This window comes from Calothrix sp. 336/3 (assembly GCF_000734895.2).
Lineage (GTDB): Bacteria > Cyanobacteriota > Cyanobacteriia > Cyanobacteriales > Nostocaceae > 336-3.
In genome coordinates, this window is record NZ_CP011382.1 from 5,156,794 (window position 1) to 5,181,044 (window position 24,251).

28 protein-coding genes and 1 tRNA gene are annotated in these 24,251 nt (G+C 42.0%); 7 read left to right on the top strand and 22 right to left on the bottom strand.

Annotated features, from left to right (window positions below; all coding sequences use genetic code 11):
* Positions 1-40: 40 nt before the first annotated feature.
* The 14 genes from rpsH to rplC all read right to left on the bottom strand — a co-directional run bounded on the left by rpsH (position 41) and on the right by rplC (position 7,050).
* Positions 41-442, bottom strand: coding sequence for a 30S ribosomal protein S8 (gene rpsH, locus IJ00_RS21460; protein WP_035156545.1), 402 nt, complete (start codon positions 440-442; stop codon positions 41-43).
* 20 nt (positions 443-462) lie between these two features.
* Positions 463-1,008, bottom strand: a complete 546-nt coding sequence (gene rplE, locus IJ00_RS21465; RefSeq protein ID WP_035156547.1) for a 50S ribosomal protein L5 — start codon at positions 1,006-1,008, stop codon at positions 463-465.
* A gap of 70 nt (positions 1,009-1,078) precedes the next feature.
* On the bottom strand, positions 1,079-1,429 hold the full coding sequence (gene rplX / locus IJ00_RS21470; RefSeq protein WP_035156549.1) for a 50S ribosomal protein L24: 351 nt from the start codon (positions 1,427-1,429) through the stop codon (positions 1,079-1,081).
* Entirely contained in the window at positions 1,429-1,797 is a 369-nt protein-coding gene (rplN, locus tag IJ00_RS21475) for a 50S ribosomal protein L14 (RefSeq protein ID WP_035156552.1), read from the bottom strand. Before rplN ends, rplX begins: the two co-directional genes overlap by 1 nt.
* A gap of 34 nt (positions 1,798-1,831) precedes the next feature.
* Positions 1,832-2,071 carry a 30S ribosomal protein S17 gene (rpsQ, locus tag IJ00_RS21480; RefSeq protein ID WP_035156555.1) on the bottom strand — a complete coding sequence of 80 codons (240 nt, stop codon included), beginning with the start codon at positions 2,069-2,071 and terminating at the stop codon, positions 1,832-1,834.
* A 39-nt stretch (positions 2,072-2,110) separates the two neighbouring features.
* Positions 2,111-2,326: a 50S ribosomal protein L29 gene (gene rpmC, locus IJ00_RS21485; RefSeq protein ID WP_035156557.1), complete on the bottom strand. Its 216-nt coding sequence runs from the start codon at positions 2,324-2,326 to the stop codon at positions 2,111-2,113.
* Positions 2,327-2,329: 3 nt separating this feature from the next.
* A complete protein-coding gene (gene rplP / locus IJ00_RS21490) occupies positions 2,330-2,761 on the bottom strand; it encodes a 50S ribosomal protein L16 (protein WP_035156559.1) in 432 nt (143 codons plus the stop codon).
* A 57-nt stretch (positions 2,762-2,818) separates the two neighbouring features.
* On the bottom strand, positions 2,819-3,574 hold the full coding sequence (gene rpsC / locus IJ00_RS21495; protein ID WP_035156561.1) for a 30S ribosomal protein S3: 756 nt from the start codon (positions 3,572-3,574) through the stop codon (positions 2,819-2,821).
* A 60-nt stretch (positions 3,575-3,634) separates the two neighbouring features.
* Complete coding sequence (rplV, locus tag IJ00_RS21500; RefSeq protein ID WP_035156563.1) at positions 3,635-3,994, bottom strand: 50S ribosomal protein L22; 360 nt, start codon at positions 3,992-3,994, stop codon at positions 3,635-3,637.
* A gap of 62 nt (positions 3,995-4,056) precedes the next feature.
* Positions 4,057-4,332: a 30S ribosomal protein S19 gene (gene rpsS, locus IJ00_RS21505; RefSeq protein ID WP_035156565.1), complete on the bottom strand. Its 276-nt coding sequence runs from the start codon at positions 4,330-4,332 to the stop codon at positions 4,057-4,059.
* A gap of 129 nt (positions 4,333-4,461) precedes the next feature.
* Positions 4,462-5,325: a 50S ribosomal protein L2 gene (rplB, locus tag IJ00_RS21510; RefSeq protein ID WP_035156568.1), complete on the bottom strand. Its 864-nt coding sequence runs from the start codon at positions 5,323-5,325 to the stop codon at positions 4,462-4,464.
* A gap of 93 nt (positions 5,326-5,418) precedes the next feature.
* Positions 5,419-5,733, bottom strand: coding sequence for a 50S ribosomal protein L23 (locus tag IJ00_RS21515; protein ID WP_035156570.1), 315 nt, complete (start codon positions 5,731-5,733; stop codon positions 5,419-5,421).
* Complete coding sequence (gene rplD / locus IJ00_RS21520; protein ID WP_035156572.1) at positions 5,726-6,358, bottom strand: 50S ribosomal protein L4; 633 nt, start codon at positions 6,356-6,358, stop codon at positions 5,726-5,728. The genes IJ00_RS21515 and rplD overlap by 8 nt, the downstream gene beginning before the upstream one ends.
* Positions 6,359-6,414: 56 nt before the next feature.
* Positions 6,415-7,050: a 50S ribosomal protein L3 gene (gene rplC, locus IJ00_RS21525; RefSeq protein ID WP_035156574.1), complete on the bottom strand. Its 636-nt coding sequence runs from the start codon at positions 7,048-7,050 to the stop codon at positions 6,415-6,417.
* Positions 7,051-7,893: 843 nt separating this feature from the next.
* On the opposite strand from rplC, the gene IJ00_RS21530 reads away from it, so the two are divergent.
* Together IJ00_RS21530 and IJ00_RS21535 are read left to right on the top strand one after the other, a co-directional pair.
* Complete coding sequence (locus IJ00_RS21530) at positions 7,894-9,384, top strand: hypothetical protein (protein ID WP_035156577.1); 1,491 nt, start codon at positions 7,894-7,896, stop codon at positions 9,382-9,384.
* Positions 9,385-9,518: 134 nt separating this feature from the next.
* Entirely contained in the window at positions 9,519-9,995 is a 477-nt protein-coding gene (locus IJ00_RS21535) for an NAD(P)H-quinone oxidoreductase subunit N (RefSeq protein ID WP_035156580.1), read from the top strand.
* Between the two features lie 67 nt (positions 9,996-10,062).
* On the opposite strand, the gene IJ00_RS21540 is transcribed toward IJ00_RS21535, so the two are convergent.
* Both IJ00_RS21540 and IJ00_RS21545 read right to left on the bottom strand, forming a co-directional pair.
* Positions 10,063-10,677, bottom strand: coding sequence for a hypothetical protein (locus IJ00_RS21540; protein ID WP_035156582.1), 615 nt, complete (start codon positions 10,675-10,677; stop codon positions 10,063-10,065).
* 18 nt (positions 10,678-10,695) lie between these two features.
* Entirely contained in the window at positions 10,696-11,634 is a 939-nt protein-coding gene (locus IJ00_RS21545) for an SGNH/GDSL hydrolase family protein (protein WP_052754511.1), read from the bottom strand.
* Positions 11,635-11,981: 347 nt separating this feature from the next.
* Between IJ00_RS21545 and IJ00_RS21550 the strand changes: the two genes are divergently transcribed.
* Positions 11,982-12,488: a DUF2085 domain-containing protein gene (locus IJ00_RS21550; RefSeq protein WP_035156585.1), complete on the top strand. Its 507-nt coding sequence runs from the start codon at positions 11,982-11,984 to the stop codon at positions 12,486-12,488.
* Between the two features lie 192 nt (positions 12,489-12,680).
* Here IJ00_RS21550 and moaC read toward each other — a convergent pair whose 3' ends face one another.
* Positions 12,681-13,178 (bottom strand): cyclic pyranopterin monophosphate synthase MoaC, encoded by a 498-nt coding sequence (gene moaC, locus IJ00_RS21555; protein WP_035159442.1) that lies wholly within the window; start codon positions 13,176-13,178, stop codon positions 12,681-12,683.
* Between the two features lie 38 nt (positions 13,179-13,216).
* Here moaC and IJ00_RS21560 point away from each other — a divergent pair.
* Positions 13,217-13,290, top strand: a tRNA-Arg gene (locus IJ00_RS21560).
* A 64-nt stretch (positions 13,291-13,354) separates the two neighbouring features.
* Here IJ00_RS21560 and IJ00_RS21565 read toward each other — a convergent pair.
* From IJ00_RS21565 to IJ00_RS21575, 3 genes are all read right to left on the bottom strand, one after another.
* Positions 13,355-14,590 carry an MFS transporter gene (locus tag IJ00_RS21565; protein WP_035156588.1) on the bottom strand — a complete coding sequence of 412 codons (1,236 nt, stop codon included), beginning with the start codon at positions 14,588-14,590 and terminating at the stop codon, positions 13,355-13,357.
* Between the two features lie 97 nt (positions 14,591-14,687).
* Positions 14,688-15,698: a glycosyltransferase family 2 protein gene (locus IJ00_RS21570; protein ID WP_035156589.1), complete on the bottom strand. Its 1,011-nt coding sequence runs from the start codon at positions 15,696-15,698 to the stop codon at positions 14,688-14,690.
* Positions 15,699-15,845: 147 nt separating this feature from the next.
* Positions 15,846-16,535 carry a C40 family peptidase gene (locus IJ00_RS21575; protein ID WP_035156590.1) on the bottom strand — a complete coding sequence of 230 codons (690 nt, stop codon included), beginning with the start codon at positions 16,533-16,535 and terminating at the stop codon, positions 15,846-15,848.
* Between the two features lie 31 nt (positions 16,536-16,566).
* On the opposite strand from IJ00_RS21575, the gene IJ00_RS21580 reads away from it, so the two are divergent.
* Entirely contained in the window at positions 16,567-17,508 is a 942-nt protein-coding gene (locus IJ00_RS21580) for a serine hydrolase (RefSeq protein ID WP_035156592.1), read from the top strand.
* Positions 17,509-17,586: 78 nt separating this feature from the next.
* Complete coding sequence (locus IJ00_RS21585; RefSeq protein ID WP_035159443.1) at positions 17,587-18,225, top strand: type I restriction endonuclease; 639 nt, start codon at positions 17,587-17,589, stop codon at positions 18,223-18,225.
* On the opposite strand, the gene IJ00_RS21590 is transcribed toward IJ00_RS21585, so the two are convergent.
* Entirely contained in the window at positions 18,215-19,486 is a 1,272-nt protein-coding gene (locus IJ00_RS21590; protein ID WP_035156593.1) for a lipopolysaccharide biosynthesis protein, read from the bottom strand. The genes IJ00_RS21585 and IJ00_RS21590 overlap by 11 nt on opposite strands.
* Positions 19,487-19,614: 128 nt before the next feature.
* A complete protein-coding gene (locus IJ00_RS21595; RefSeq protein ID WP_035156595.1) occupies positions 19,615-21,930 on the bottom strand; it encodes a polysaccharide biosynthesis tyrosine autokinase in 2,316 nt (771 codons plus the stop codon).
* Between the two features lie 986 nt (positions 21,931-22,916).
* Between IJ00_RS21595 and IJ00_RS21600 the strand changes: the two genes are divergently transcribed.
* Positions 22,917-24,221 (top strand): O-antigen ligase, encoded by a 1,305-nt coding sequence (locus IJ00_RS21600; protein ID WP_046814887.1) that lies wholly within the window; start codon positions 22,917-22,919, stop codon positions 24,219-24,221.
* Positions 24,222-24,251 lie beyond the last annotated feature (30 nt).

Sequence of the window (24,251 nt, forward strand, 5' to 3'; positions counted from 1 at the left end):
TCGTTTGTCTGCTGGTGCAGGGAAGACCAATGACTATTGACTACCAAACGTAGCAAAGCACTTCGCCGCCCAAGTTCTGCCGCCGTGCTTCTCGATCAGTCATAATGCCGCTAGATGTGGAAATAATGGCGATGCCAATCCCACCTAGAACTCGGGGTAATTCTTTTTTGTTGGAGTAAACTCGTAAACCTGGTTTGCTCACACGCTTCAGGGCTGTAATCAAGGGTTGGCGATTTTTGCCTTTGTATTTTAAGGAAATCACCAAGTTTTTCTTGATACCTTCACCACTTTCTTCAAAATCAGCAATGAAACCTTCTTCCCGTAATACTTTGGCAATACTACGAGTCATTTTAGTTGCAGGCACGTTTGTAGTTTGTTGCCTTGCTAGGTTGGCATTGCGGATGCGCGTTAGCATATCTGCAATTGTGTCGTTTGCCGCCATCGTTCCCTCTTTAGATGAACTTATTGATCCCGGAAGGGCATTCCCATTTCTTTCAGTAAAGCGCGACCTTCTTCATCAGTCTTCGCGGTGGTGATAATGGAAATGTCCATCCCCCGAATTTGGTCAATTCTGTCGTATTCAACTTCGGGGAAAATTAATTGTTCTCTAACGCCGAGAGTATAGTTACCACGACCATCAAAACTCTTCGGACTGATACCGCGAAAGTCACGAATTCTAGGTAGTGCCAGGTTGATGAGACGGTCGAGGAAAGCGTACATGCGATCGCCTCGAAGTGTCACCATAATCCCTACGGGCATACCTTGACGAATTTTAAAACCAGCGATCGCCTTTTTAGCTCTGGTGACCACAGGTTTTTGACCTGTAATTAAAGCAATTTCACTTAAAGATGCTTCTAGGGCTTTAGCATTAGAGGCTGCTTCTCCCAAACCTCTGTTTACAGTCACTTTCACCAACTTAGGTGCTTGATGAACGTTGGTGTAGTTAAACTGTTGGATGAGTTTAGGGACAATAGTTTCTTGGTATGTGGTTTTGAGTCTGGTTGCCATAGTTTTGTTTAAACCCCTGGTCTTGGTCAGGGAAATTAAGGATTAGAAATTGGCAAATGCTGCGGAAAATCTACTTATCGAGGATTTCCCCGGTTTTCTTGAGCATTCGCACCTTTTTCCCTTCAGAAGTGAAGGTATAGCAAACGCGACTAGCGACGTTCTGCTTGGTGGAGTAGAGCATCACATTGGAACTGTGGATGGGATACTCGTTGGTGACGATGCTTCCGGACTCGCCTTCTGCTTGGGGTTTTACGTGCTTAGTCTTGATGTTGACACCTTTGACTACCACTTTACTTTCCTGGGGTAAAGCTTTGATGACTTCTCCCACTTTGCCTTTGTCTTTGCCGGCAATCACTTGTACTGTGTCTCCGGTTTTGACGTGCATTTTTTGAAACTTCGGCTTTGCTTTACTGCTAGCCATTACAGTACCTCCGGAGCCAAAGAGACGATTTTAGTAAAGCTTTTATCACGTAATTCCCGTGCTACTGGTCCGAAAACACGAGTTCCTTTGGGGTTACCGTCTTTGTTGATAATCACAGCAGCATTATCATCAAAACGGATGGTCATACCGCTATCACGACGAATGCTGTAGCGAGTACGGACGATTACCGCTTCTACGACATCTGATTTTTTCACAGCCATGTTGGGCTGGGCATCTTTGACTACTGCGATGATGCGATCGCCTACGTGACCATAACGACGGTTTCCCGCACCGAGGACGCGAATACACATCAGCTTGCGAGCGCCGCTATTGTCTGCCACATTCAGGTAGGTCTGGGGTTGAATCACAATTATTCTCCCTTGTTGTTAGTTAACCAACAACTTATTTATTCAAAACTTCTGTGACCTGCCAGCGCTTGGTTTTACTCAGGGGTCTGGTTTCCTGAATCCGCACGCGATCGCCCACTTTGCATTGATTATCTTCATCGTGGGCTTTGTAGCGTCTGGTCTGAACTACAATTTTTCCGTACTTGGGATGGGGAGCGCGGTTTTCTACGGCAACTACTACCGTTTTCTGCATTTTGTCGCTCACTACCAAACCAACTCGTTCTTTTACTGCCATATTCTCCTAGTATGTTGTTAACGATATAACTGTTAACTCCTAACTTTGTTTAGCAACTGCCCGTTTTCTTTCATTCTCTACAGTCAGTAACTGTGATAAACGATGGCGAGCGTGTCTAAATTGGTGAGGTTTCTGTAACTGTCTGGTTGCTTTCTGTAAACGCAGTTGGAATAACTGCTTTTTCACAGCAAGAATCTCCTCGGACAGCTTTTCGTCTGTTAATTCTCTGGCTTCGGAAATTTTGGGAAGTGGCATGACCTACTCCTGCTCTTGTGGCTCTATCTCAGAGCGCGAAATGAACTTGGTTTTGATGGGCAATTTGTAAGCCGCTAGGCGCATGGCTTCACGGGCTGTAGCTTCTGGCACTCCAGCGATTTCAAAGAGAATCCGCCCTGGCTTCACTACTGCTACCCAAAACTCCGGATTACCTTTACCGGAACCCATCCGGGTTTCTGCGGCACGCATTGTTACTGGTTTGTCAGGGAAAATACGTATCCAGATTTTTCCACCCCGACGAATATAACGAGTCATGGCTCGACGGGAAGCTTCAATCTGCCGAGAGGTAATCCAGCATGGCTCCTGTGCCTGGAGAGCAAAGTCACCAAAGTTCAAGCTGCTGCCACGGTTGGCAAGACCTTGCATCCGTCCGCGTTGCTGTTTGCGGAATTTAGTTCTTCTTGGACTAAGCATAATTTGCTAATTGGGAATTGCTATTTGCTAATTGGGTAATATATACCCATTTACCGATTACCCTTCGTTAGAACGGTCTTCAAATTGCTGACGACGACGTTGCTGTTGGCGACGACGGGGTTCCCGTTCACGCGGACCAGATGGTGCTGGGGCTTCTTCCTGTCCGGGAATAATTTCTCCCTTGAATACCCAAACTTTGATACCAAGAATACCGTAGACAGTTTTCGCAGTGCAGTAGGAATAGTCAATGTCTGCCCGGAGAGTATGCAAAGGTACTCTACCTTCACGAGTCCACTCGGTACGAGCAATTTCCGCTCCGTTTAACCGACCACCTACTTGTACCTTGATGCCTTGGACTCCTGCCCGTTGAGCGCGTTGGATTGCTTGGCGGACAACACGGCGGAAAGACACCCGACGTTCTAACTGTTGAGCAATGAATTCCGCAATTAAGTAGGCATCAGCGTCTACTTTTTGCACTTCCACAACGTTGATACGGATTTGACGGTTGCCGCCTAATAAATCCTGAAGTCCTGTACGTAGGGATTCAATTCCTTGACCCCCACGACCGACAACTACGCCCGGTCTAGCGGTTCTAACCTCTAGGTCAATTTGGTCAGCTTTACGCTCAATTCTTACCTCAGATATGCCGGCGTTGTTTTGAGCATAACGACCAAGTTTGCTTTCGATGTAGTTACGCAGTTTGTAGTCTTCCTGTAGTAATTCGGGATAACGACTAGGTTCTGCAAACCAGCGAGATTGGTGCTCTTGGGTAATACCCAAACGAAAACCAACTGGATGTATCTTTTGTCCCACGAGTGCTTCCTCTAAAATTTTTTTTATGAAAGACTTTTACTCCTGTCTGCTACTTCCCGCCTATTCTGCTGCGGGGTCTGTAGCAACAGCCAGGGTGATATGACAGGTTGGTTTGCGAATCTGGTAGGCTCGTCCTTGTGCCCGTGGTTGGAACCGCTTCAGAACGGGTCCTTGATCAGCATAGGCTTGAGTAATTTTTAAGGAAGCTCTATCTAACCCAGCATTATGTTCGGCGTTGGCTGCGGCACTTCTGAGTAATTTCAGAACTGGGTCACAGGCTCGATAGGGCATGAATTCTAGAATAATCAATGCTTCCCGATAGGAACGCCCACGAATTTGGTCTAGGACACGCCGTACTTTGAAAGGAGACATCCTGACAAATTTGGCGATCGCTTTTACTTCTTTAGTATCAACTGCCATAGTTTTCTCCGTATTTAGTCAATAGCCAGTGGTCAATAAGGAAGTGACTCTTGACTAATGAACTACCTTCCTGCTTTTTTATCTTTGGTATGACCTCTGAAGGTGCGTGTAGGAGCAAATTCTCCTAACTTGTGACCCACCATCTGCTCATTGACAAAAACGGGGACGTGTTGACGACCGTTGTGAACGGCGATCGTGTGACCTACCATTTCGGGCAATATGGTTGAAGCTCGTGACCAAGTTTTGATCACTTCCTTCTTATTAGCATCGTTGAGCTTTTCAATTTTTCTCAGTAGGTGATCCGCAACAAAGGGACCTTTTTTTAGTGAACGACCCATAATACGATTTTGGCGATTTTGGATTTTGGATTTTGGCTGAAAAACTGAGATTTTTGGGATTGGGGATGGTTCAAAACATCTCAGGCAACAAGCCCAATTTGCCCATCCTCAACCGCAAATCTGAGCATTTTAAGATTCACGTCCACCACGTCCCCGTTTGGAGGACTTACGACGACGACGGACAATCAATTTGCTACTAGCTTTCTTGGGTTTCCGTGTCTTCGCACCTAGAGCTGGTTTACCCCAAGGAGTTACAGGACCGGATCTACCGATGGGAGCTCTACCCTCACCACCACCATGGGGGTGATCTACGGGGTTCATCACACTACCACGAACCTGGGGACGGCGACCTTTCCAACGGGTACGACCAGCTTTACCTGCACTGAGGTTACGGAATTCAGAGTTCCCTACTTGTCCAATGGTGGCGTAGCATTCACGACGTACCATTCTGACTTCTCCAGAAGGTAGTCTCAAGGTGACATAATTACCTTCTTTTGCCATTACCTGGGCGCTAGCACCTGCGGCACGGACTATTTGACCACCTTTACCGGCTTTTAATTCCACATTATGGACACTAGTACCTAGGGGAATGTTTGCCAAGGGTAAAGCGTTGCCATCTTCGATGGGAGATTCGGGACCGGAAATAACGGTTGTGCCGACTTTTAACCCTGTGGGATGGAGAATATAACGTTTTTCGCCATCTTGGTAAAAAAGTAGGGCAATGCGGGCGTTACGGTTGGGGTCGTATTCAATTGCTGCAACTTTGGCAGGAATATTCAACTTATCGCGCTTAAAGTCAATGATGCGGTAAAGACGTTTATGTCCACCACCACGATGACGAATAGTGATGCGACCTTGGTTGTTACGACCTTTGGCGCGATGAACAGAGATTGTTAAGGACTTTTCTGGCTCGGTTTTGGTAATTTCCGCAAAGTCGGAAATTGTCACCTGGCGCGTACTGGGGGTATAGGGGCGATAGGAACGAGTACCCATAATCTAAATTTTGGTTTTCCGATTTTTGATTTTGGATGTATTGCCGGAGATTGGGGAAATTTCGGACTTGGGTGCTCCCAAATCTCAAAATTTCTAGACTTCTGGGAATAGAACTTGTCTAATCTTCTCTTCGTCCCCAGGGGCTAGGGTGATAATGGCACGTTTGTATTGGGGTTTAAAACCGATGAATCTACCCACACGACGCTTTTTACGGGGCGGTTGGGTGGTGTTAACCTTTACCACTTTGACATCAAACAGAGTTTCAATCGCAGCTTTAATGTCTGGCTTCGTGGCTTTCGGGGAGACTTCAAAGGTGTATTTATTCTGTTCCATCAACATGGTCGCCTTTTCAGTGACGATGGGGCGACGCACTAGGTCGGGTAGGTTACGGGGGTCGAAGTTAGTCACTGTAGACCTCCTGAATTTTCTCTAATGCGGATGCGGTGATCACAATTTTGTCAGCATGGAGCAGGTCGAAAACATTAAGTTGATCAGCAATCATCAACTTCAAGTTTTCAATATTCCGTGCAGAAAGATATATATTTTCAGTTCTTTCGGGCAGAATTAATAGGGTTTTGTTGCCTGGTTCTGAACCCCAACGGGCGATCGCGGCAACTAATTCCTTGGTTTTGGGACGAGATAACTGATCGCCAAATTCTTCTACGACTATCAAATCTTCTGCTCGACCAGCAAAGGCTGTTCTCAAAGCTAACCGCCGCTCTTTGCGGTTCATCTTCAAATCAAATTCCCTGGGTTTGGGTCCGAAAATGACACCACCACCCCGCCAGAGGGGAGAACGGGTAGAACCAGCTCTTGCCCGACCTGTACCTTTTTGCCGCCAAGGTTTGCGACCACCACCTCGAACTTCTGAACGGGTCTTGGTGCTAGCTGTTCCTTGACGGGCATTATTTAGTTGTCTTACTAAAGCTCTATGTACGACATGAGCTGCTGTTGTTTCCTTGGCAACCCGCAAGTCAAAGCTTTTCTGCCCGACCTGCTCTCCTTGCCAATTTTTCACTACACATTCAACCATTTTGAATCCTTAGTCATGAGTCATGAGTCATTAGTCGCTAGTTAAATAACTATTGACTATTTCCCAACTTTCTTTGTAGGAACAATATTGAGCAAGGTGCCGGGTTTACCAGGAACGGCTCCTTTGATCAGAATTAAGTTGCGCTCTGTGTCTACTCGCACTACGGTCAATTTCTTGACGGTGACACGGCAACCACCCATACGACCTGCTAAACGTTTACCAGGATAAACACGACCAGGGGTAGTACCTGCACCGATAGAACCGGGCGCTCTGTGGTTTTTGGAACCGTGGGACATGGGTCCACGTCCGAAATTATTGCGTTTTTGGTTACCAGCAAAACCACGACCAATACTAGTACCAATGACATCTACAATCTCACCAGCGCTGAAGATATCTGCCTTAATCTCTTGACCAAGGTTATATTCGCTGGCGTTGTCAATGCGATACTCACGCAAATGACGGAGGGATGGAGCAGAGGATTTCGCTAAGTGTCCCAATTTGGGCTTACTTAACGCCTTAGGCTTAACTTCGCCAAAACCAACTTGGATGGCGGAGTAACCGTCGGTCTGCTGTGTTTTGACTTGGGTGACTGTGCATGGACCCGCTTGAATGACGGTGACAGGAATAGCTACTCCTCCCTCGTCAAAGACTTGGGTCATACCCAGTTTGGTGCCGAGAATACCTACAGACACAGTTACTGGTTCTCCTTATTTAATTCGCTGTGAAGAAAGCGGATTTCCGATAGGCAGCAGCAAACAATACCCTTGTGGCGTTCCTCTGAAACAGAGATGCCTGTGAAGTCGTGGCGGCAAGGTATAAGCGGCTACAACTTCTCCGGGTGATCACCAAGCTGACTGCTCATGACAAATTCGCTGATTTAGCTAGGAATTGAGCTATCAGATTCAAAAGCTTTTCTCCTGTAACTTGGACTGGAGGAGCTAATTTCTGATTTTCTCTGCAAGGCTTATAGCTTTGCGGTTCGTGCAACAAAGCTGATGAATGAGCTTTTGTTCTGGCACTTTTACTTAAGATGCGGTTGGACTTAAACAGATGATTCTGCTCAGTATCCTATATAACTGCACTTAGGGTAACCGTAATGTGGATAACCTACATTACTTTGGGCTTGAGCTTGACTAATTCCTTTCAGTCAGGCTGAAAGCTTTTTTAGTTTATCAATCTTTTGCCTTCTCGACTAGCTTATTCCCAGGAAATTTTTATCTTCAGGAGTTTGCTAGTGACGGGGAAAACAAAGTTTTAACTATTTGCTTTGGTCACAATCCGATATTGTAGCTTGTTTAGTAAATTTTGTCTATCAATATTTGTGCTATGGCTGTTGAGGTATTTTTGATGCTGAACGTCTAATCTATACTTTGTACGTGTTTTTGCTTATTTAAAAAGTAAAGCATTAAATATTATACTATCAATTGACAGTGTCAAAAAAATAAATTTAGTTTTCACAGGCATCTAGGCGACTTACACAAAGATTTTTATAAAAGATTTAGTTGTTTTTTATACTTTTGTGCTTAAGAAGAAAAATGAAAGTCATCTACCAAGTTTTAACAACGGCTGCAATTACCTGGACTCTGTTATCAGGGAGAGCGATCGCCGGCACATTTACCATTGGTCAAAACTTCACGGGTACAACCCTAAAAGAAGTAGAAACCCTAAATGGATTTTCTGTGACTCCCCCAGACATCATGGGAGCAGTGGGAAAGAATCACTTTGTGGAATTTACCAACGGTGTTTTTGCCATCTACGACAAAACCAACGGAACAAACCTGAAAAAGACCAGTAGCTTTGATTTTTGGCATCAGATTGCTGGGGTAGAAATTCCTGATAATTTTCTCAGTACTCCCCGAATGTTATTTGATTCTCACAGCGATCGCTGGTTTGCTGTCCAACTAGATTTTTCTGAGCAAGGAAACAAATCCAATAATTTTCTTCTGGCTGTTTCCCAAACTGCTGATCCCACAGGGGGATGGAAGGGATGGAAAATCAACACAGACCCCACAAATACAACATTTGCGGAATTTCTCAATCTAGGTTTAGATGCTGATGGAGTTTATCTAGCTGCCAACACCTTCAACACCAGTGATTTTTCCTCTAGTCAAACCTTAATTTCTCTATCGAAATCAGATTTACTTTCTGCAACACCAACCATTGCCAACAGAAAGACTTTTAACTCTCTGGATGCAAAAAAATTTGGAGCAACCATACAACCAGTTATCAACCAGAGCAAAAGTGATGGACATACAACCTTACTAGGGGTAGACAGCAATGTGCAACAACTGGGAACTGGCAAAACCATCAAAAAAACCCAGCTAGGAAATAATTCCATTCTGACAACAAATGATATCTCGGTGAATAGCTACAACTTGTCACCCCTAGCTGTACAACCGAATAAAACTGCCCTGGACAGTGGTTTAAGTGACTTTAGCAGTAGTATTTATCAAGTTGGTAAGAGTATCTGGACAGTTCAGACTGTAGAGGTAGGAGGTAAATCTGCCATTCGTTGGTATGAAATCGATGGGGAAACAAACAAAATCCTGCAATCCGGAACAATTGCTGACTCTGGGTATGATTACTTCTTCCCTTCCATTGCTGTCAACGAATTTGGAGATGTGGTGATTGGTTTCAGTCGTTCGGGACTCACGGAATATATTAGTAGCTACGCAGTGGTGGGGCAAACAGTCAATAAAATTACCACTTTTGCGGCTCCCCAATTGCTCAAAGCTGGAACCAACAACTATAATTTATCAGGTGACGGCAAAGAAAAGTGGGGAAACTACAGCGCTACAAACCTTGACCCCAGTGACCCCTACAGTTTTTGGACAATCCAAGGATTTGCTGCTGGTACAGATAATTGGGGTACACAGATTACCCAAATCAAAATTAATCGTACTATTCCTAATCCTTCCGGAGTGATTACTCAACCCACTAAAAGCATTCCGGAAGCGGGTTTATGCTGTGGATTGCTCACTGTTGCGGTTGTTGGTGTGGGGTTCGGAAAGAGAAAAGTGAGTTAGGGGAAAGGGTATTTTTTGTCACCCATTACCCATTCCCTAATTTACCCAATATCATCTATAAGTTAATCCTGTAACTTCATAGAGCAGTTCAAGGGCAATAATAGAGATATCTGAGTGGGATAGGACAAAAATCTATGGCACTAATTACCACTGGTAGTGGTTTTATTCGTGATTTGGAAAAACATGGCGCTGTTGGCGTGTATGTTCCTCTAGAAGGCGGTTTTGAAGGTCGCTACCGTCGCCGTCTGCGTGCTAAAGGTTACACAACCTATAGCATTACTGGCAGAGGTTTAGGAGATGTGGCTGCTTATTTGACAGGTGTTCATGGTGTTAGACCTGCTCATTTAGGTAAGCGAAGTGTTGCTAGCGGTGCAGCAGTTGGTGAAGTTTACTATATTCCACCGATTGTTGATACTTTAGTTGCGCAACTGCCACCCAAGTCTAAGGGTTTAGTGTTGTGGATTATTGAAGGACATATACTCTCCGATGACGAAATAGAGTATTTGGCGAATTTGCACAAGATTCAACCCAAGGTGAAAGTGGTGATTGAGCGAGGTGGCGATCGCGTTTTTCGCTGGCAACCCTTAGAAAAGACTTTATTGGCTAGTTAATTATTAGTCATTCCTTGATAGTCATGGTTTTATAAACATAACCAAAGTGATATTAATTCCATGGCTATCAACTCGTCAAAATACCCACAAGTACACGTAATAACTCTTCTAAACCTTCAGGTACGCGATAAAGTTTAATATCTTGTATGACCAGTCTTTCTTGGCGATAAAATATTCCAAAGCGCCAATCTTCCCCATTTGTCACTGCACCATATAACATAGAATTATCAGAATTGACCCACTGGTCTAGGGCAATTAATTCCACCGCTAACTGAGTAAAACCCCTACTTAAATCTGATTGTTTAGCTTCAATAACCAATAAGTTTTGAGACGATGTAATATAATAATCAAGGTTGCCCTTCAATAACTCATTCACATTAATGGGATACTCAATGTTGAGTTGATTCTCTGTCTGACCACAAACCTCTAATAAGATAGGAGCGATTAAAACCTCTCGCTTTGCAGTTTCACTAATGGGATTGACACGGAGAATATTACGTTGTAAGTAACGTTGTAAAAAATCTAGATAATTTAATTCTCCCCTATATAATGGTAGCTCTAACATAGAGCGTTGATAGGTACAGCCCAATTCTGATAAAATGTCACCCGGCGCATAGGGCAAATCAAAATACTTACTAAAGGTGTAAGACTGACCAGCTTGAAGAATAGGCAAGCGGCTCATAGGAAAAATTCTCTAATTTTATTTGCTCTGTTTGTTATATATTATCTCCCATTGCTGTATTGCTGTTTCACTCACTACTGACTGTGCATATTCTGCCAGCATCCGGTGCCCATGGGCTGTCGGATGGATATCATCCCAAAATAAATAATCTTCTGGATTAGAGCAAACAGTGAATATTCTGCGATTAAAACAAGGTTGGGTAACGTTAATAAAGCCATATTTGACTGGTTGATTAATTACATCTTGAAATAGGGAATGAATATCGAGAAGAATAATCTTGACATGGGGATTTTTCTCAGACAATATTTGTACAGCAAGACGCAAATTTGCATTATGGCTATTACTGCGTTCTGTGCTAATATTAGATGTACCTAAGGCTATCTCTTGGGGTATTTTTCCTAAATCTGGTAAGTTAGGAATAATTAAATTGCGTGCGCCTCTATCAATGAGTATTTGAGCAGCATTAGAAATATTATTCACTACAAATTGAGTATCTGTAGCGCGGAGATTCTGTGGTTGGGCTAAGTAATCATTGGCACCTGCCCAAAGTACAAAAATAGCCTGGGAACTGGGTTGATTTGGTGAAGCTGTAAAATCCTTAACTTGTGATGGCAGGGAAGGAATTAAATAGCTGGTTTTCTCATCAATAGCATTTCTATTAGTGGTAGTAGAACCAATGACAGCAAAGTTTTTGATTTTATCGTTATTAATTTTTAATTTCTGACCCAAAATCTCGACCCAAACAATACCGTTAGAAGCGCGTCCACGGTAGTAGGGTTGGGGTGGAAAATATCCTCTTGTGATGCGGTATAAATTACCATTGTCGGAGAGACTATCACCAAAAATAAAAAATTGGTCAAAACTATCTGCTAATGCTTTCAAGGGCAATAAAACAGGGAAAAACAAAATAGTCAAAACCAATGCGGATGTGGGAGTTTTGGCAGCAATCTTAAACATGACTAATTGATAATCACCTGAATACTGTAGCCCTTATACCAATTATTTGTGAAGTTGCATAGAATTAACCCCTCCCCGATTTCGAGAAGGGGAAATTCGAGCGAAAGTCAAAATGGAATGGAGTTCTTCTTTTTTTATGCGTCTTCATATTAATGTGGGATTAACCATCAATTCGATACCAATTTGCGGTCAAAAATAGTCTTCCCTGGATGGTTTTGGAGATTGAACTGGATGGGGTGGGAGAGAAATCCAAAAACCTGATTGCTGTATGATTCAAGTATACTAGCAACCCTAGAAGCTTTATATTTGTAATTACCAAGACCACTAGAAAAAATCAAGGTGTGAGAATGCAAGGAGTAATTTTTCGCAAACCCTTAAATATTCGTTGGGTGAGTTTTCTGGGGGATTTCTTATTAACTGGGATGGTAATCGGTCCGATCGCGGCTCCTTTTTTGGCTGCATCAGGTATTCCCACCCTACCCATTATTGCCCAGATTATCTACTTTATGGGTGATCACGTCTGTCCCCAACCTAGTATGGGATTAGAATTAGCACCACCCTGGATTATGGCTGTATGTATGCGTTGCTATGGAACAGTTAGTGGTTTATTGATAACTAGGCTATTGTATGCGGTCACTCAAGGGAAAGGTGGTTATTGGTTATCGCGTTATGGGTGGAATGGTGCAGCGATCGCCAGTGTGTTCATGATGGCATATCCTGGGGAATTAGCCGCAGAAGTGTTTGGCTGGTGGAGTTTTAATAATTATGTGGTAACAATCTTTGGTTTAATCACAGGTTTATCCTGGGGATTATTTACGATGCCGATATTACATGAAAAATTGGGTAATCGATAAATAGTAGAGACATTTCAGTGAAAGTCTTTACAGGATTATCATAGAACCAACATTTTTGGAATCCCTCGGTACAGTAAAAAAACAAAGCCCCTAGCCAAAGACTAAGGGCAGAATAATATAGGGTGCATCTACCATACCTATATCCGTCATGGTTGTAGCTGCATCCGGAGAGTTTAAGGATTTCTCTTGTGATTATTGTCGATAGTCTCCTGATTTGCCGCCAGTTTTACTAACCAGTTGGATAGATTCTATTTGAATTGATTTTTCCAAAGCCTTTGCCATATCGTACAGGGTAAGGGCTGCAACAGAAACTGCCGTTAGCGCTTCCATTTCCACTCCAGTTTCCGCTTTGATTTTCACCGTTGCTTGGATTTCGTAACCTGGTAATTCTGGCTGAGGAATGATTTCCACTGTCACTTTTTGAATGGGTAGGGGATGACAGAGGGGAATTAAATTGGCAGTTTGTTTAGCTGCCATGATACCAGCGATTCTAGCTGTCCCTAAAACATCACCCTTGGGTGCATTCCCTGCTTGGATAGTGGCAAAAGTTGCTAGTTGCATTTTGACTTTGGCGATCGCAGTGGCTTGACGAACTGTAACATTCTTTTCAGACACATCTACCATCTGGGCTTGCCCTTGGGAATCGAGGTGAGAAAGGTTAGAAGGATTTTCTGGAGAATTTGCTTGCATCTTCTTTGTGTCTGTGCTAGTATTAGATTCGGTGATAAGGGCGTGTAGCTCAGTGGACTAGAGCACGTGGCTACGGACCACGGTGTCGGGGGTTCGAATCCCTCCTCGCCCGTTGAATGATAAAAACCTGGTAGAGACGCAGCGTCGCTGCGTCTATATTTTTTTGAGATGTATATTTAGTTATTATTGCTTAGAGCATATTTGTCGGGAGCGCGACCAATAGCGAACTTGAAAGAATTACCTAAGTCCTTGTTACCTAGGGTGACAAAAATTATGACTGCCAGGAATGTTAAACCTGTAGTGACTGCGAAGAGGAAAGGATAGCCGTAATTTTGGGCAAGGTAGCCTAAAATTGCACCACCAACACCAATTCCCACATCAAAACCACTCAGGGAAATAGCAAATACCCGTCCTCGTTCTTGGGGTTGGGCACGGTCAGTCAGCATAGTGGCAATGGTAGGAATAAATATACCACCACCCATACCCTCAAAGACTGCCGCTACCAGGAAAGCGACTTCACTTTTTGCCTGCCATAGTAGGAGCATTGCTAAGGAATATAGTACTAAACCGATTGTGACGAATAAACCACGACCGAGGCGATCGCTAGCCCGACCTGTAAATAAACGTACACTAAAACTGGCGATCGCAGCGGCAGTGTAGAACAAACCAGGGTTTAAATCTATATTTGCAGACTTGATATACAAAGGAACAAAGGTGTGTAAAGCACCCAAAGCCAAACCCACTAAGAGCATCAAAATAGATGGCACCCTCACCCTTTCACTAATGAGAATTTGCCAGAAATTATGATTTTGAGTATTTGATTTTTTTGATTTTGGGGCAGAAGTATTTTTTACCTGCAATGCACCTAATAGAGCAATCAATGCCACTTCTGAGGATAATAGGAATAATAATTTATCCCCTCCTAAAGCTTGAATATACCCCCCAATTGCCGGTCCGAGAGCCATTCCAATTGGGTTGACTAGGTTCATGTAACTCATAATTTCACCCCGTTGGTTCGCTGGTGAAATATCTGCAACCATGGCAATAAATGCAATGGAAAAAGCAGCAATACTAATGCCATGAAACACCCGCATCACCATCAGCAAAGGGATAGATGTGGCTACCAGATAGCTTAAGGGAGCAAGAACTGCAACGGCAATACCAATGATTAAAACGATTTTTCGTCCGCGCATATCCGCTAATCGCCCTAACCAAGGACGAGATAGCAATAACCCGACGGCGAAACAAGCCATAACTAAGCCTACTTCCTGTTTATTCCCACCCAGACTTTCGATATAAATGGGTAGGGTTGGTAACAGTGAAGCCATACTCGACCAGAACAATAAACCTGCTGTAAATAATATCAGCAGGTTCGTCTGTAGTTGGGTATCAAAGGTGCGAATAAGTTTCACGGTAGAGGCGAATTTTATCAGGGTTTCTCAATAGTCAGAGGTGAATTACAACTGGTTGTTTGATAAATAACCTCTGAACCATGAAAATATTCTCCCACTACTCTGTCTTCTTGGCTACTACCTCTCGGACTCGGTATATAGGTCGTCCCTGGGATTCGTGGTAAGTTCGCATCAGTAACTCAGCTAGTAAACCAAAGCAGAATAGTTGTACACCCGTGACTAAGAGCAGCACTGCCAGAATTAACAGGGGACGATTGCCGATATCCTCATGGAAAATTATTTTTACCCAAGTTAAGTAAATACCAATTGCTCCACCGGAAAGTATAGAAACCATACCCCACAAACCAAATACATGCATGGGGCGGGTGAGGAACTTTTTCATGAAGGCAATGGTAAACAAATCCATTAATACCCGAAAAGTCCGTGATAACCCGTACTTGCTCTGACCAAAACGCCGAGCATGGTGTCTTACGGGCATTTCTGTGATTCTTGCTCCTTCGATATATGCCAGGGCTGGTAAAAAACGATGCAATTCACCGTATAAATTCATATCGGCGACTAATTCGGCGCGGTAAGCTTTTAAAGAGCAGCCGTAATCATGAATATGGACGCTAGTAATCCGACGAATTAACCAGTTAGCAATTTTGGAAGGTAGTAAGCGAGTTAAAGCCGCATCTTGTCGTTGTTTGCGCCAACCACTAACCAAATCATAGCCTTCCTCTAACTTTGCCAGCAGCATCGGTATATCTGCGGGGTCATTTTGTAAGTCTGCATCTAATGTCACAACTGCTTTGCCGATGGCATAGTTGAAACCTGCCGCCATGGCTGCCGTTTGTCCGTAGTTACGGCGTAAAATTACGGCTTTCAGGTCGCTACGAATTTCTGCCTGGGTTTTGAGGTACTGAGCAGAACCATCACTTGAACCATCATCAACACAGATAATTTCGTAGGTTAAACCGCTTTCTGTGAGAATGGTGGCGATCGCCTCTAATAAATGGGGTAAACTTTCGACCTCATCTTTAATTGGTACCACCACCGATACTTGGGGAATTATGGCAGAGATTACACCATCTTCCTCCATACTGTTAGACAACAACCCACTCCTCATAGATTTATTCACTATTAAAAATAAGAAATTACGTCTGATGTGAATGAGAAACACCTCTTATCCCATAAGATTTTCAAGGCTTAATTCACAATTTATTACTCATTACTCATCACTCATTACTCATCACTCATTACTCATAAATTTTCCTTACCTGTTCTGATTTTGCGGTAGATAACTTCTGACTACCCTTCCCCCACCGCGTAATTGTTGGTAATAAGACTGACTTACCTTGTCTCCATGTTCCGAGAGAATATCAATACCGATACCATTACGTCCTTGGTCTTTACCAGAGCTATGAATGTAATAACCATCCCCTAAATAGAGTCCCACATGGGTAGCTTTTTGGGGAGTCCCGAAAAAGACTAAATCACCGGGTAAGAGTTGGGAAATATCCACGGGTTCTAGAAAAGCTTCCTGTTGGTATGCGTCCCTGGGTAAAGAAATTCCTACGGAACGGAATGCTGCTTGCATTAATCCAGAGCAGTCATAATTAGGTGGGACGGTACCACCCCAAAGATAGTGATTTTCCTGTTCCATTGCTTCCTGGGTAAAAGCAATAACTTGGGGTAACAGTTTGGTAATTTCATCACCAGAGAGCGATCGCCCCTGATAAGCTACATTAGCAGGTTGTAAGTAGACCAAATCTTTTACAGACAACCATCCTGGATAATCATCCTCACACAAACGTACTTGTACTGCATTTTCCTGAGTATCTCCGATGATTTGTAGATATCTTCCTGTTGCAGCTTGAGTTGCTAACTCTAAACATAACTGCGAGTTATAGATATTCAGGTCATTAATACATTGGTATTGTTGTGATTGGGGATTGGCAAGCATAATCACTAATATTTCAGGTTTCTAGCTAACAATGACTTTCTTTACTAAAGACGACCAACTGGAAAAACTTGGTAATGGCATTTTAGAGGCAACTTGGGGGGAATTTCCCACCTTAGCCCGTAACCAAATTGCCCTCACTTGGATTATCTATGATCCTCCTGTACCCGTAAATACTGGCGGTGCATTAACACCGGATGCTTTTTGGCACCATACTGTCCGTGGTTTTAGTTATCGAGGTGTGGAACGCATTTATCCTGCTAGTGTCGTGAAATTATTTTACCTAGTGGCGGTACAGGAATGGTTAGAAAAGGGAATGATGCAAAGTTCCCGTGAGTTGGAAAGGGCAATTAGAGATATGATTGTGGACTCTAGCAACGATGCTACAAGCTTAGTTGTAGATATATTAACTGGAACCACATCGGGACCAGAGTTACCCCTCGCACCCTTTGAAACTTGGAAACAGCAAAGAAATATTATTAACCGCTACTATCAATCTTTAGGTTGGGGGGAACTAGAAACGGTAAACATTTGCCAGAAAACCTGGTGTGATGGTCCCTATGGTCGGGAAAGAGCCTTTGTGGGTGAATTGTTAGATAACCGTAATATGTTGACTACTAATGCCACTGCCAGATTATTGCATAGTATTGTTGGTGGGGTGGCGGTTTCTAGTGCGCGATCGCAAACTATTATGGGTCTAATGCAGCGTAGTGTTAACCCTAATGACTTGCCTCAGGATGTGGAGGAAGACCAAATTACAGGGTTTTTGGGTGGAAGTCTTCCCCTAACAGCAAAAATTTGGTCAAAAGCAGGATGGACAAGTCAAGTTCGTCACGATGCAGCTTATATTGAAATACCAAATAAATGTCCCTATTTACTTGTGGTATTTACAGAAGGTAAATTAAATGCCAAGAGTCGAGATATTTTACCTTTTGTATCACGATTAGTTGCAGAGTCTGTAGATAATTTAGGTTGATATTATTTGTGTAGAGGCGTTTTGAGAGAACGTCTCTATATAGCGTTTGTTGCTACCGTAATTTTAATTTTATTTATTATGATAAAAACAGCAGCCATTACGGAAGTCATTACAAATTTAACGGATGTAGAAAGGCGCTTTAGTTTAGTACGGATTGAGTCCGAGGAATTTTTTCCGGAGTGGTGTGAGGAATTACCAGAAGTTACCCCTGAGGAAAAATCTGCTCTGGATATTCTGCGACGTAGATACCTTTATCATCGCGGAGCAGGGGATTTACTGGAGGGAACAGTCATGTTACTAGTAGTATCTCCTTTGCTTGCTTTGGCAGGATTTTATGACCCTCCTTTTCGGATTAAAGCTGAATCATCGGTGGAACTGGTGGTTAATGATGGAGAAGAAATACTCAGAGGGCGTATTGATGTTTTAATTCTCCAAAATCAGTTTTGGGTAATAGTTCTGGAGTCAAAAAAAACTACTCTTTCTGTTTGGTCGGCAATCCCTCAAGCATTAACTTATTTACTGGCTAATCCCCATAGAGAAAAACCAGTATTTGGTTTGGTGACAAATGGAGATGATATTGTATTTATCAAGTTGAGAAAATCTGATATTCCAGAATATGACCTTTCTAGGGTTTTTGCTCTCTACACATCAGGGAAGGAACTATATACAATTTTGCAAATTCTCAAACGTATTGGTCAAATAATTTCTACAGTTTAGCTAATCGTGGGAAAACATATTTTGTTGCCCAAATTGTAAACACAGGCAAACACAGCCAATGGACAATTAAAACAGAGGTTGCGACACCTATTGCTTGCCACTGCACACCAATAAATAAAGCGAGGGCAAAAAGACTGGTAAAAATGATATTCCAGCGAAAATCTAAGTGAGGTTTACCCACAGCGACTAGTAGCTGGGAAGCTGCATCCGCAAAAGGACGGGGAATAGCTGACAGACAAATGAGGATTAAAATCGGAATTGCTCCTGTCCATTTTTGCCCAAAGACAATAGGAACATAAAAGGGAGCGAAAAAAGATTGCAGGAGGACAAAGGGAATAATTATGTAGGAAATTGTCCGAATACTCTGAAAATAGCGCTGTTTAAATTCCTGCCATTCTCCTTTGGCAGCGCACAGATGAGGTAAGATTACAGCATTAATGGCATTAATAATACTTAAGCTAATGCCTAAGCCAGCATTGAAACCAAAGAAATAAACTCCTAATTCTTTAATCCCAATAAAACGCCCAATAATTAAATAATCGAGGTTGTTTCTCAGGGTTTTCAGTAATGTTACACCCAGGAGATTCTTGCCAAATTTAAAAATTTCACCCCAATGTTTGGTAGTAAAGCTAGATTTAATTCGCCAATCATGGGCATAGTAATAAATAACAATTTCTATCGGTGCAGCTAATACTGGTGGTAAGGCAAATGCCCAAACGCCTAAACCCATGACAGCGAGAATAGCAGAAAATATACTAGATATTGAGTACTGTAAACTATCTGTGAGGGCAATAACTTTAAAACGATTTTCCCTTTGAATCAGATTTTTTTGAATTCCAGTGATGGGCCAAATCAAATAGGCTCCGCCAGCAAAGATAATTGGTAAGATAATATCCTGACTTTTGTAAAACCAAGCAATGGGAAAAGCGGCAACAGCTTGAATGACAAATAAACTGGCAAAAATTACCCAATTGAGCCAATAGGCAGAATTACAAATGGTATCTAATTCTGCTTCTTCAGTTTGAATAATTTTGGCACCTATTCCAATATTGGTAAATGTCTGGGTGACTTCTCTAACCGTAAGAATTATGGCTCCTAAACCATAGTCATAGGGTGTGAGGAAACGAGCGATAATTACTACTAAACCTAGTCGTAGTAAACGGTAGATGACCTCTGCCATTCCTAGCCAGCCAAGATTCCGAATAAACTGGCTAGAGAATTTTTTCTTAAGTTCCCGAATGATATTTTGAATTGAATTCACACTCAATTTTGCGATTGTGGCATATACACAACTGTAAACTCGTCTCCAGATTTTTTAAAGAGCGTAGAGAAAAGAAAATCATATTTTCATCTTGGCAACTGCTAATCACGATCAGTAGTGATTTGAGCTTATAATTCCAGGGTATTTGCCACCATTCCTAGAGTCATGACAGGAGAAGTTTTAAGTTCTTCTAATACCTGTTGGAAGGTGGGACGGGGTATTTTACCCATACCTGTGACTAGGAGGACTCCATCTAAATGATGGGTCAATAAATTCGTGTCTAGGACTCCCAAAACGTTGGTTGTATCGTAGATAACTAAGTCAAAATGGGTCTGCGATCGCTCTACTAAATTTTGCATTCTCTGGGAGGAGAATAACTTTGTGGGGTTGGGCATTACTTGTCCCGCAGTCAGGATAAATAGGTTATCATCCTCTGGCGATCGCTGTATGGCATCACTGATATCTAGCCCTTGGGATAGGACTTCTGTTAATCCACTGGTATTACCTAAACCCAGGAGTCGGTGAATTTGCGGACGACGGAAATCGGCATCCACTAGTAGTACCTTCTGACCGGCTTCGGCGGCAATTTTGGCTAAATTCAGGGCAACTGTGGTTTTTCCTTCCCCTGGAGTGGCGGAGGTAATTGCTAGGGAACGGATAGAAGCTTCACGCAGGATAGGCTGTATTCTTGTATACAGAGAGCAGAAGGCTTGGGATAAACTATGAGGTAATTCCTGGCGTTTTCTAGGAATATAGTCGGTTATTTGTCGATGGGAAGCTTCTATTTTTCCAGAATAGCCAATTTGGGTAGGAACATTGTCCCACTGTTTTTTAAATTCCTTATCAAAGGGAATTAATCCGAGAAGGGGTAATTGGGCAGCGCGTTTTGCTTCCTCTGGATCGTGGACAACATTGCGCAAATTTTCCAGCAAGAATGCCACCATGATTCCAGCTAGGATGCCACCAAGCGCACCAATTGCAGCGTTTCGAGGTTTATTAGGAGATACCGCCACAAAATTACCTGAGCTATCCCGTGGTAAAGTCGGGGGCATAATTAACTCCCAGGGTACATCCTGTTGAGCAGCATCGACTCTCAATGCTTCTTGTTTTGATAAAAGCTGGTTTAAGGTGTCATTAGCAACCTGTAGCTCTCGTTGAATATTCGTGTAGTTCCGTGATATTACAGGATATTCCCTAATTTGCTTATTTAATTGTACTTGATTTTTCTGAATATTACTGAGACTAGCTTCTAGGGTTTTAATTTGGTTGCCAGTATTTGCTAATTGTTGAGTTAACTCTCGACGGATCGAGTTTTGGTAAGTACCGAGGGATATTTGACTATTATCAGTAGTGGATTTACTGCCTAGAGTTCTTTTCGCTTCTGCATTTAACAGGGGCAACAATTTCTCTCTTTCTTCCCGCAGGTTAAGCATAATCGGGTTAGCGTCGTGGAAGCGGGTAGAATTCTTAGCTATTTTGGCATCAATTTCTCGAATATCATTAAGTATTTTTTGATACTGAGGTGATTCACTAGCTGCGGAAGCGGCGATCGCGGTACTTTGTCCCATTCCCAGTTGTTGTTGCAAAGACGCAAACAGAGAACGTGCTTCTATCAATTTTTTACTAGTTTCTTGTTGGGATGTTTTCATCTCATCCAAACGTTTCAGCAATTGTTCTCCCTGTAATTCCGGATTGAAGATACCGTAACGTTGCTGATAAATTTGTAATTGCCCTTGGAGATTATTTACCCTTCCCCGTAACTTGGGAATCTGTTTCTCAACAAACTTAATTCCTTGGCTGAGATTGCTCTGTTGTTGCTCAATACTATAGTTACGATAAGCTTGGGAAACCCGATCCAAAACAACCTGAACTTTCTGCGGGTTCACATCCCGATAATGTACTTCCACAACCCGTGACTCATCCTTACCCTTAGTAATTCGGGTAATATATAAAGTCCCATCCCTACCAGTGGGTAGCTTACCAGTAATATCATTACCCACCAAGCGGTCATAGTTGACTTCGGGGTACTTATTGCTCAACTCCTGCACTACAGGTTCAATCAATTTGGGACTTTTCAGCACTTCTAACAATGCTTGATAGTCCATGGATGTACTATTTTGTCTAGTGATTTCATTAACGTTCTGTCTCAGGGTTTCTGACAGCAACACCAACAACTCACTATCAGAAGTTTTCAGTGGTTCTACAAGTAACTGGAACTTGCCTTCATACTTCTGGGTACGTGTTATTGTCCAGACACTGGTAGCCATTGTCACAACAACTGCGATGCTCGTAATCAGACCCAAACGTCGTCGCAAAATTGGTAAAATTTGACCAAAACCCTTACTTTCCAATTCACTTTCTGGTCTGCGTAAAAACCAGTAGGTTTCCTTTGCCAGTAAATTGGGATTTTTCAGGTGCTGCAATTCTTGTTCCTTTATTTGCATCTGCTTTCCCACTGATAATTATTGTATATACAGACTTGAATAAAACTTCTTGATATTTTCCAGAATGGTCGTTTACCACGTCTAACTAAACAGCTAATAACCTCATTATCAAAACCAGTATATATATACCACTTTAGGTATCCTGTGGTAGAAATTTCTGAGTTCTTGGCAATTAACTTAACTTGAGTCGAGAGGTTAACAATTGCTTAGGAGACATCATACCAGAATTCTGACAATTTCAAATATCCTCTAACATATATCTTGCTATCCGTAATTATCTCTGCTTAATGAAAAAATTCTCTAAAAGTTTATCAGATAAATCAGAGAGATGAAGATTAGGTAAAGTCGGAGAAAAATAGGAAAGTTTGGCAGATAGATTCGACATCAGAAGCTAGCATAGCAGTCAAAAAGCTATATTGAGTTTTTGAGGTTTGCACAAAATTTTGATAAACCTCTTGACACAGCACAAAAATAGCTAGTTAATAACAAAATAATTACCAGATATAATTCCTTAGGCACAGACCGGATAAATGATACAGACAAAATGACGCACTGGAATTTTATCTAGGAATAATGAGGGTTACAGGAGTTGCAAAATGTTAGAAAGTTATCTTGACAAGGGACGGAAAACTATTCACTTTCTCAGAATTTTACGAATGGTTTTTCCATATGAAGTTCAAACATGAGATTTATCGTTATCCCAAGTTGATTTATTGATATCACGGAAGTAAAAATAGTAGTTTTTGTGTTCAAGATTACATTAACTCAGGTGGAGTTAATGGCGGGTTAACTATTTAATTACTTCTATATCAAGACTGTGGACTTTATCTGACTGAGAATTCATATCTTAGAGTTTTGTCAGTTAGATTACTCAAAATCTTCATTGACTACTGACAACAGAATAGATACAGAAGGTGGCAATAGATTATGATGATTAGCTTCAAACAAAATCTATTGTATGCAAATGAACACAAAATTGATAAATAATGTCAAGTTTACTGAAAATTGCTGAGAAGATATTTGTTGTCCTCACCTTATTTTTATCAACTACAGCACTAATACCTGTTTTAGTAGAAAAAGAGGATGTAGGTATAACTTCTGACCCCTATAGTCCCATATTATTTATGGGTGTATACCTGATTACAGGAATTTTGGTTTGGAAAAGACAGCAAACTTTTATATTCTTTGCTCAGAAAAATATTTGGATTTGGTTACTAGTAGGAGTTGCTTTAGCATCAATATTTTGGACAGTTGCTCCAGATATTACCCCTCGTAGAAGTTTTTTGTTGCTAGGAACAACGGTTTTTGGGGTTTATTTAGCAATGCGTTATAGCTTACGAGAGCAATTAGAATTACTAGGGTGGGCATTTAGTTTAATCATTATTCTCAGTTTTATTTTTGCGATCGCCCTACCTAAATACGGTGTCATGACTTTCCAAGAAGATGGCATTCACGGTGGTGCTTGGCGTGGTATTATGTCCCACAAAAATATTCTGGGAAGAACGATGGTACTCAGTAGTTTAGTATTTTTCTTCCTTGCTATCAGTAAATTAGTTTCTCATCCTAAACATCGCTGGTTCGCTTGGGGAGGTTATATCCTTTCACTTTTGTTAATTCTTCTTTCCACCTCCAAGTCTGCTCTGATTATTAGTATTTGTACTACATTAACTATTCCTCTATATCGTACCTGGAGAAGTAAGTACACCCGACTTATTCCTACAGCTATTCTGGCGATTTTAGTCATGGGTAGTGGTGCCATTTTACTCCTAGATAATTTACCAATTGTAGCCAGTGCCATTGGCAAAGATTTAACACTCACAGGGCGTACAGATATTTGGAATTTAATGTTAGATTTAATTCAACAACGTCCTCTCTTTGGTTATGGATTTAATGCATTTTGGCGCGACTGGGATAGTGAGGTGACTGCCTATTTATGGCGGAATCTAGAGTGGGAATGTCCTTATGGACATAATGGCTTTATGGATTTACTCGCAGAATTAGGTATTAGTGGTTTAGGATTATTTATTATCAGTTATATTAATACTTATATTCGCAGTATTAGATATCTATGCTTAACTAAATATAGCGAAAGTATTTTCCCTCTGATCTATCTGACTTTTTTATTAATTTATAATATTACTGAAAGTACTCTGGTGACAACAAATAGTATTTTTTGGATTCTTTATGTCTCAATGATTTTCTCTGTTGCCTTTGAATATGAGCAAGCAAAGAACTTCCAACTTGTAGGAGAAAATCTGACAATCATGGATATGGAGAATTCTCAACCATAAATTTTGAGCGGTTTTTTCATTAAAAAAATG

What these genes read in the sequence shown, in the direction of transcription:
- rpsH (WP_035156545.1), bottom strand. Translation starts at nt 442, where the DNA reads ATGGCGGCAAACGACACAATTGCAGATATGCTAACGCGCATCCGCAAT.
- rplE (WP_035156547.1), bottom strand. Translation starts at nt 1,008, where the DNA reads ATGGCAACCAGACTCAAAACCACATACCAAGAAACTATTGTCCCTAAA.
- rplX (WP_035156549.1), bottom strand. Translation starts at nt 1,429, where the DNA reads ATGGCTAGCAGTAAAGCAAAGCCGAAGTTTCAAAAAATGCACGTCAAA.
- rpsQ (WP_035156555.1), bottom strand. Translation starts at nt 2,071, where the DNA reads ATGGCAGTAAAAGAACGAGTTGGTTTGGTAGTGAGCGACAAAATGCAG.
- rpmC (WP_035156557.1), bottom strand. Translation starts at nt 2,326, where the DNA reads ATGCCACTTCCCAAAATTTCCGAAGCCAGAGAATTAACAGACGAAAAG.
- rplP (WP_035156559.1), bottom strand. Translation starts at nt 2,761, where the DNA reads ATGCTTAGTCCAAGAAGAACTAAATTCCGCAAACAGCAACGCGGACGG.
- rplV (WP_035156563.1), bottom strand. Translation starts at nt 3,994, where the DNA reads ATGGCAGTTGATACTAAAGAAGTAAAAGCGATCGCCAAATTTGTCAGG.
- rpsS (WP_035156565.1), bottom strand. Translation starts at nt 4,332, where the DNA reads ATGGGTCGTTCACTAAAAAAAGGTCCCTTTGTTGCGGATCACCTACTG.
- rplB (WP_035156568.1), bottom strand. Translation starts at nt 5,325, where the DNA reads ATGGGTACTCGTTCCTATCGCCCCTATACCCCCAGTACGCGCCAGGTG.
- rplD (WP_035156572.1), bottom strand. Translation starts at nt 6,358, where the DNA reads ATGGTTGAATGTGTAGTGAAAAATTGGCAAGGAGAGCAGGTCGGGCAG.
- IJ00_RS21530 (WP_035156577.1), top strand. Translation starts at nt 7,894, where the DNA reads ATGAAAGTCATCTACCAAGTTTTAACAACGGCTGCAATTACCTGGACT.
- IJ00_RS21535 (WP_035156580.1), top strand. Translation starts at nt 9,519, where the DNA reads ATGGCACTAATTACCACTGGTAGTGGTTTTATTCGTGATTTGGAAAAA.
- IJ00_RS21540 (WP_035156582.1), bottom strand. Translation starts at nt 10,677, where the DNA reads ATGAGCCGCTTGCCTATTCTTCAAGCTGGTCAGTCTTACACCTTTAGT.
- IJ00_RS21545 (WP_052754511.1), bottom strand. Translation starts at nt 11,634, where the DNA reads ATGTTTAAGATTGCTGCCAAAACTCCCACATCCGCATTGGTTTTGACT.
- IJ00_RS21550 (WP_035156585.1), top strand. Translation starts at nt 11,982, where the DNA reads ATGCAAGGAGTAATTTTTCGCAAACCCTTAAATATTCGTTGGGTGAGT.
- moaC (WP_035159442.1), bottom strand. Translation starts at nt 13,178, where the DNA reads ATGCAAGCAAATTCTCCAGAAAATCCTTCTAACCTTTCTCACCTCGAT.
- IJ00_RS21570 (WP_035156589.1), bottom strand. Translation starts at nt 15,698, where the DNA reads ATGAGGAGTGGGTTGTTGTCTAACAGTATGGAGGAAGATGGTGTAATC.
- IJ00_RS21575 (WP_035156590.1), bottom strand. Translation starts at nt 16,535, where the DNA reads ATGCTTGCCAATCCCCAATCACAACAATACCAATGTATTAATGACCTG.
- IJ00_RS21580 (WP_035156592.1), top strand. Translation starts at nt 16,567, where the DNA reads ATGACTTTCTTTACTAAAGACGACCAACTGGAAAAACTTGGTAATGGC.
- IJ00_RS21585 (WP_035159443.1), top strand. Translation starts at nt 17,587, where the DNA reads ATGATAAAAACAGCAGCCATTACGGAAGTCATTACAAATTTAACGGAT.
- IJ00_RS21595 (WP_035156595.1), bottom strand. Translation starts at nt 21,930, where the DNA reads ATGCAAATAAAGGAACAAGAATTGCAGCACCTGAAAAATCCCAATTTA.
- IJ00_RS21600 (WP_046814887.1), top strand. Translation starts at nt 22,917, where the DNA reads ATGTCAAGTTTACTGAAAATTGCTGAGAAGATATTTGTTGTCCTCACC.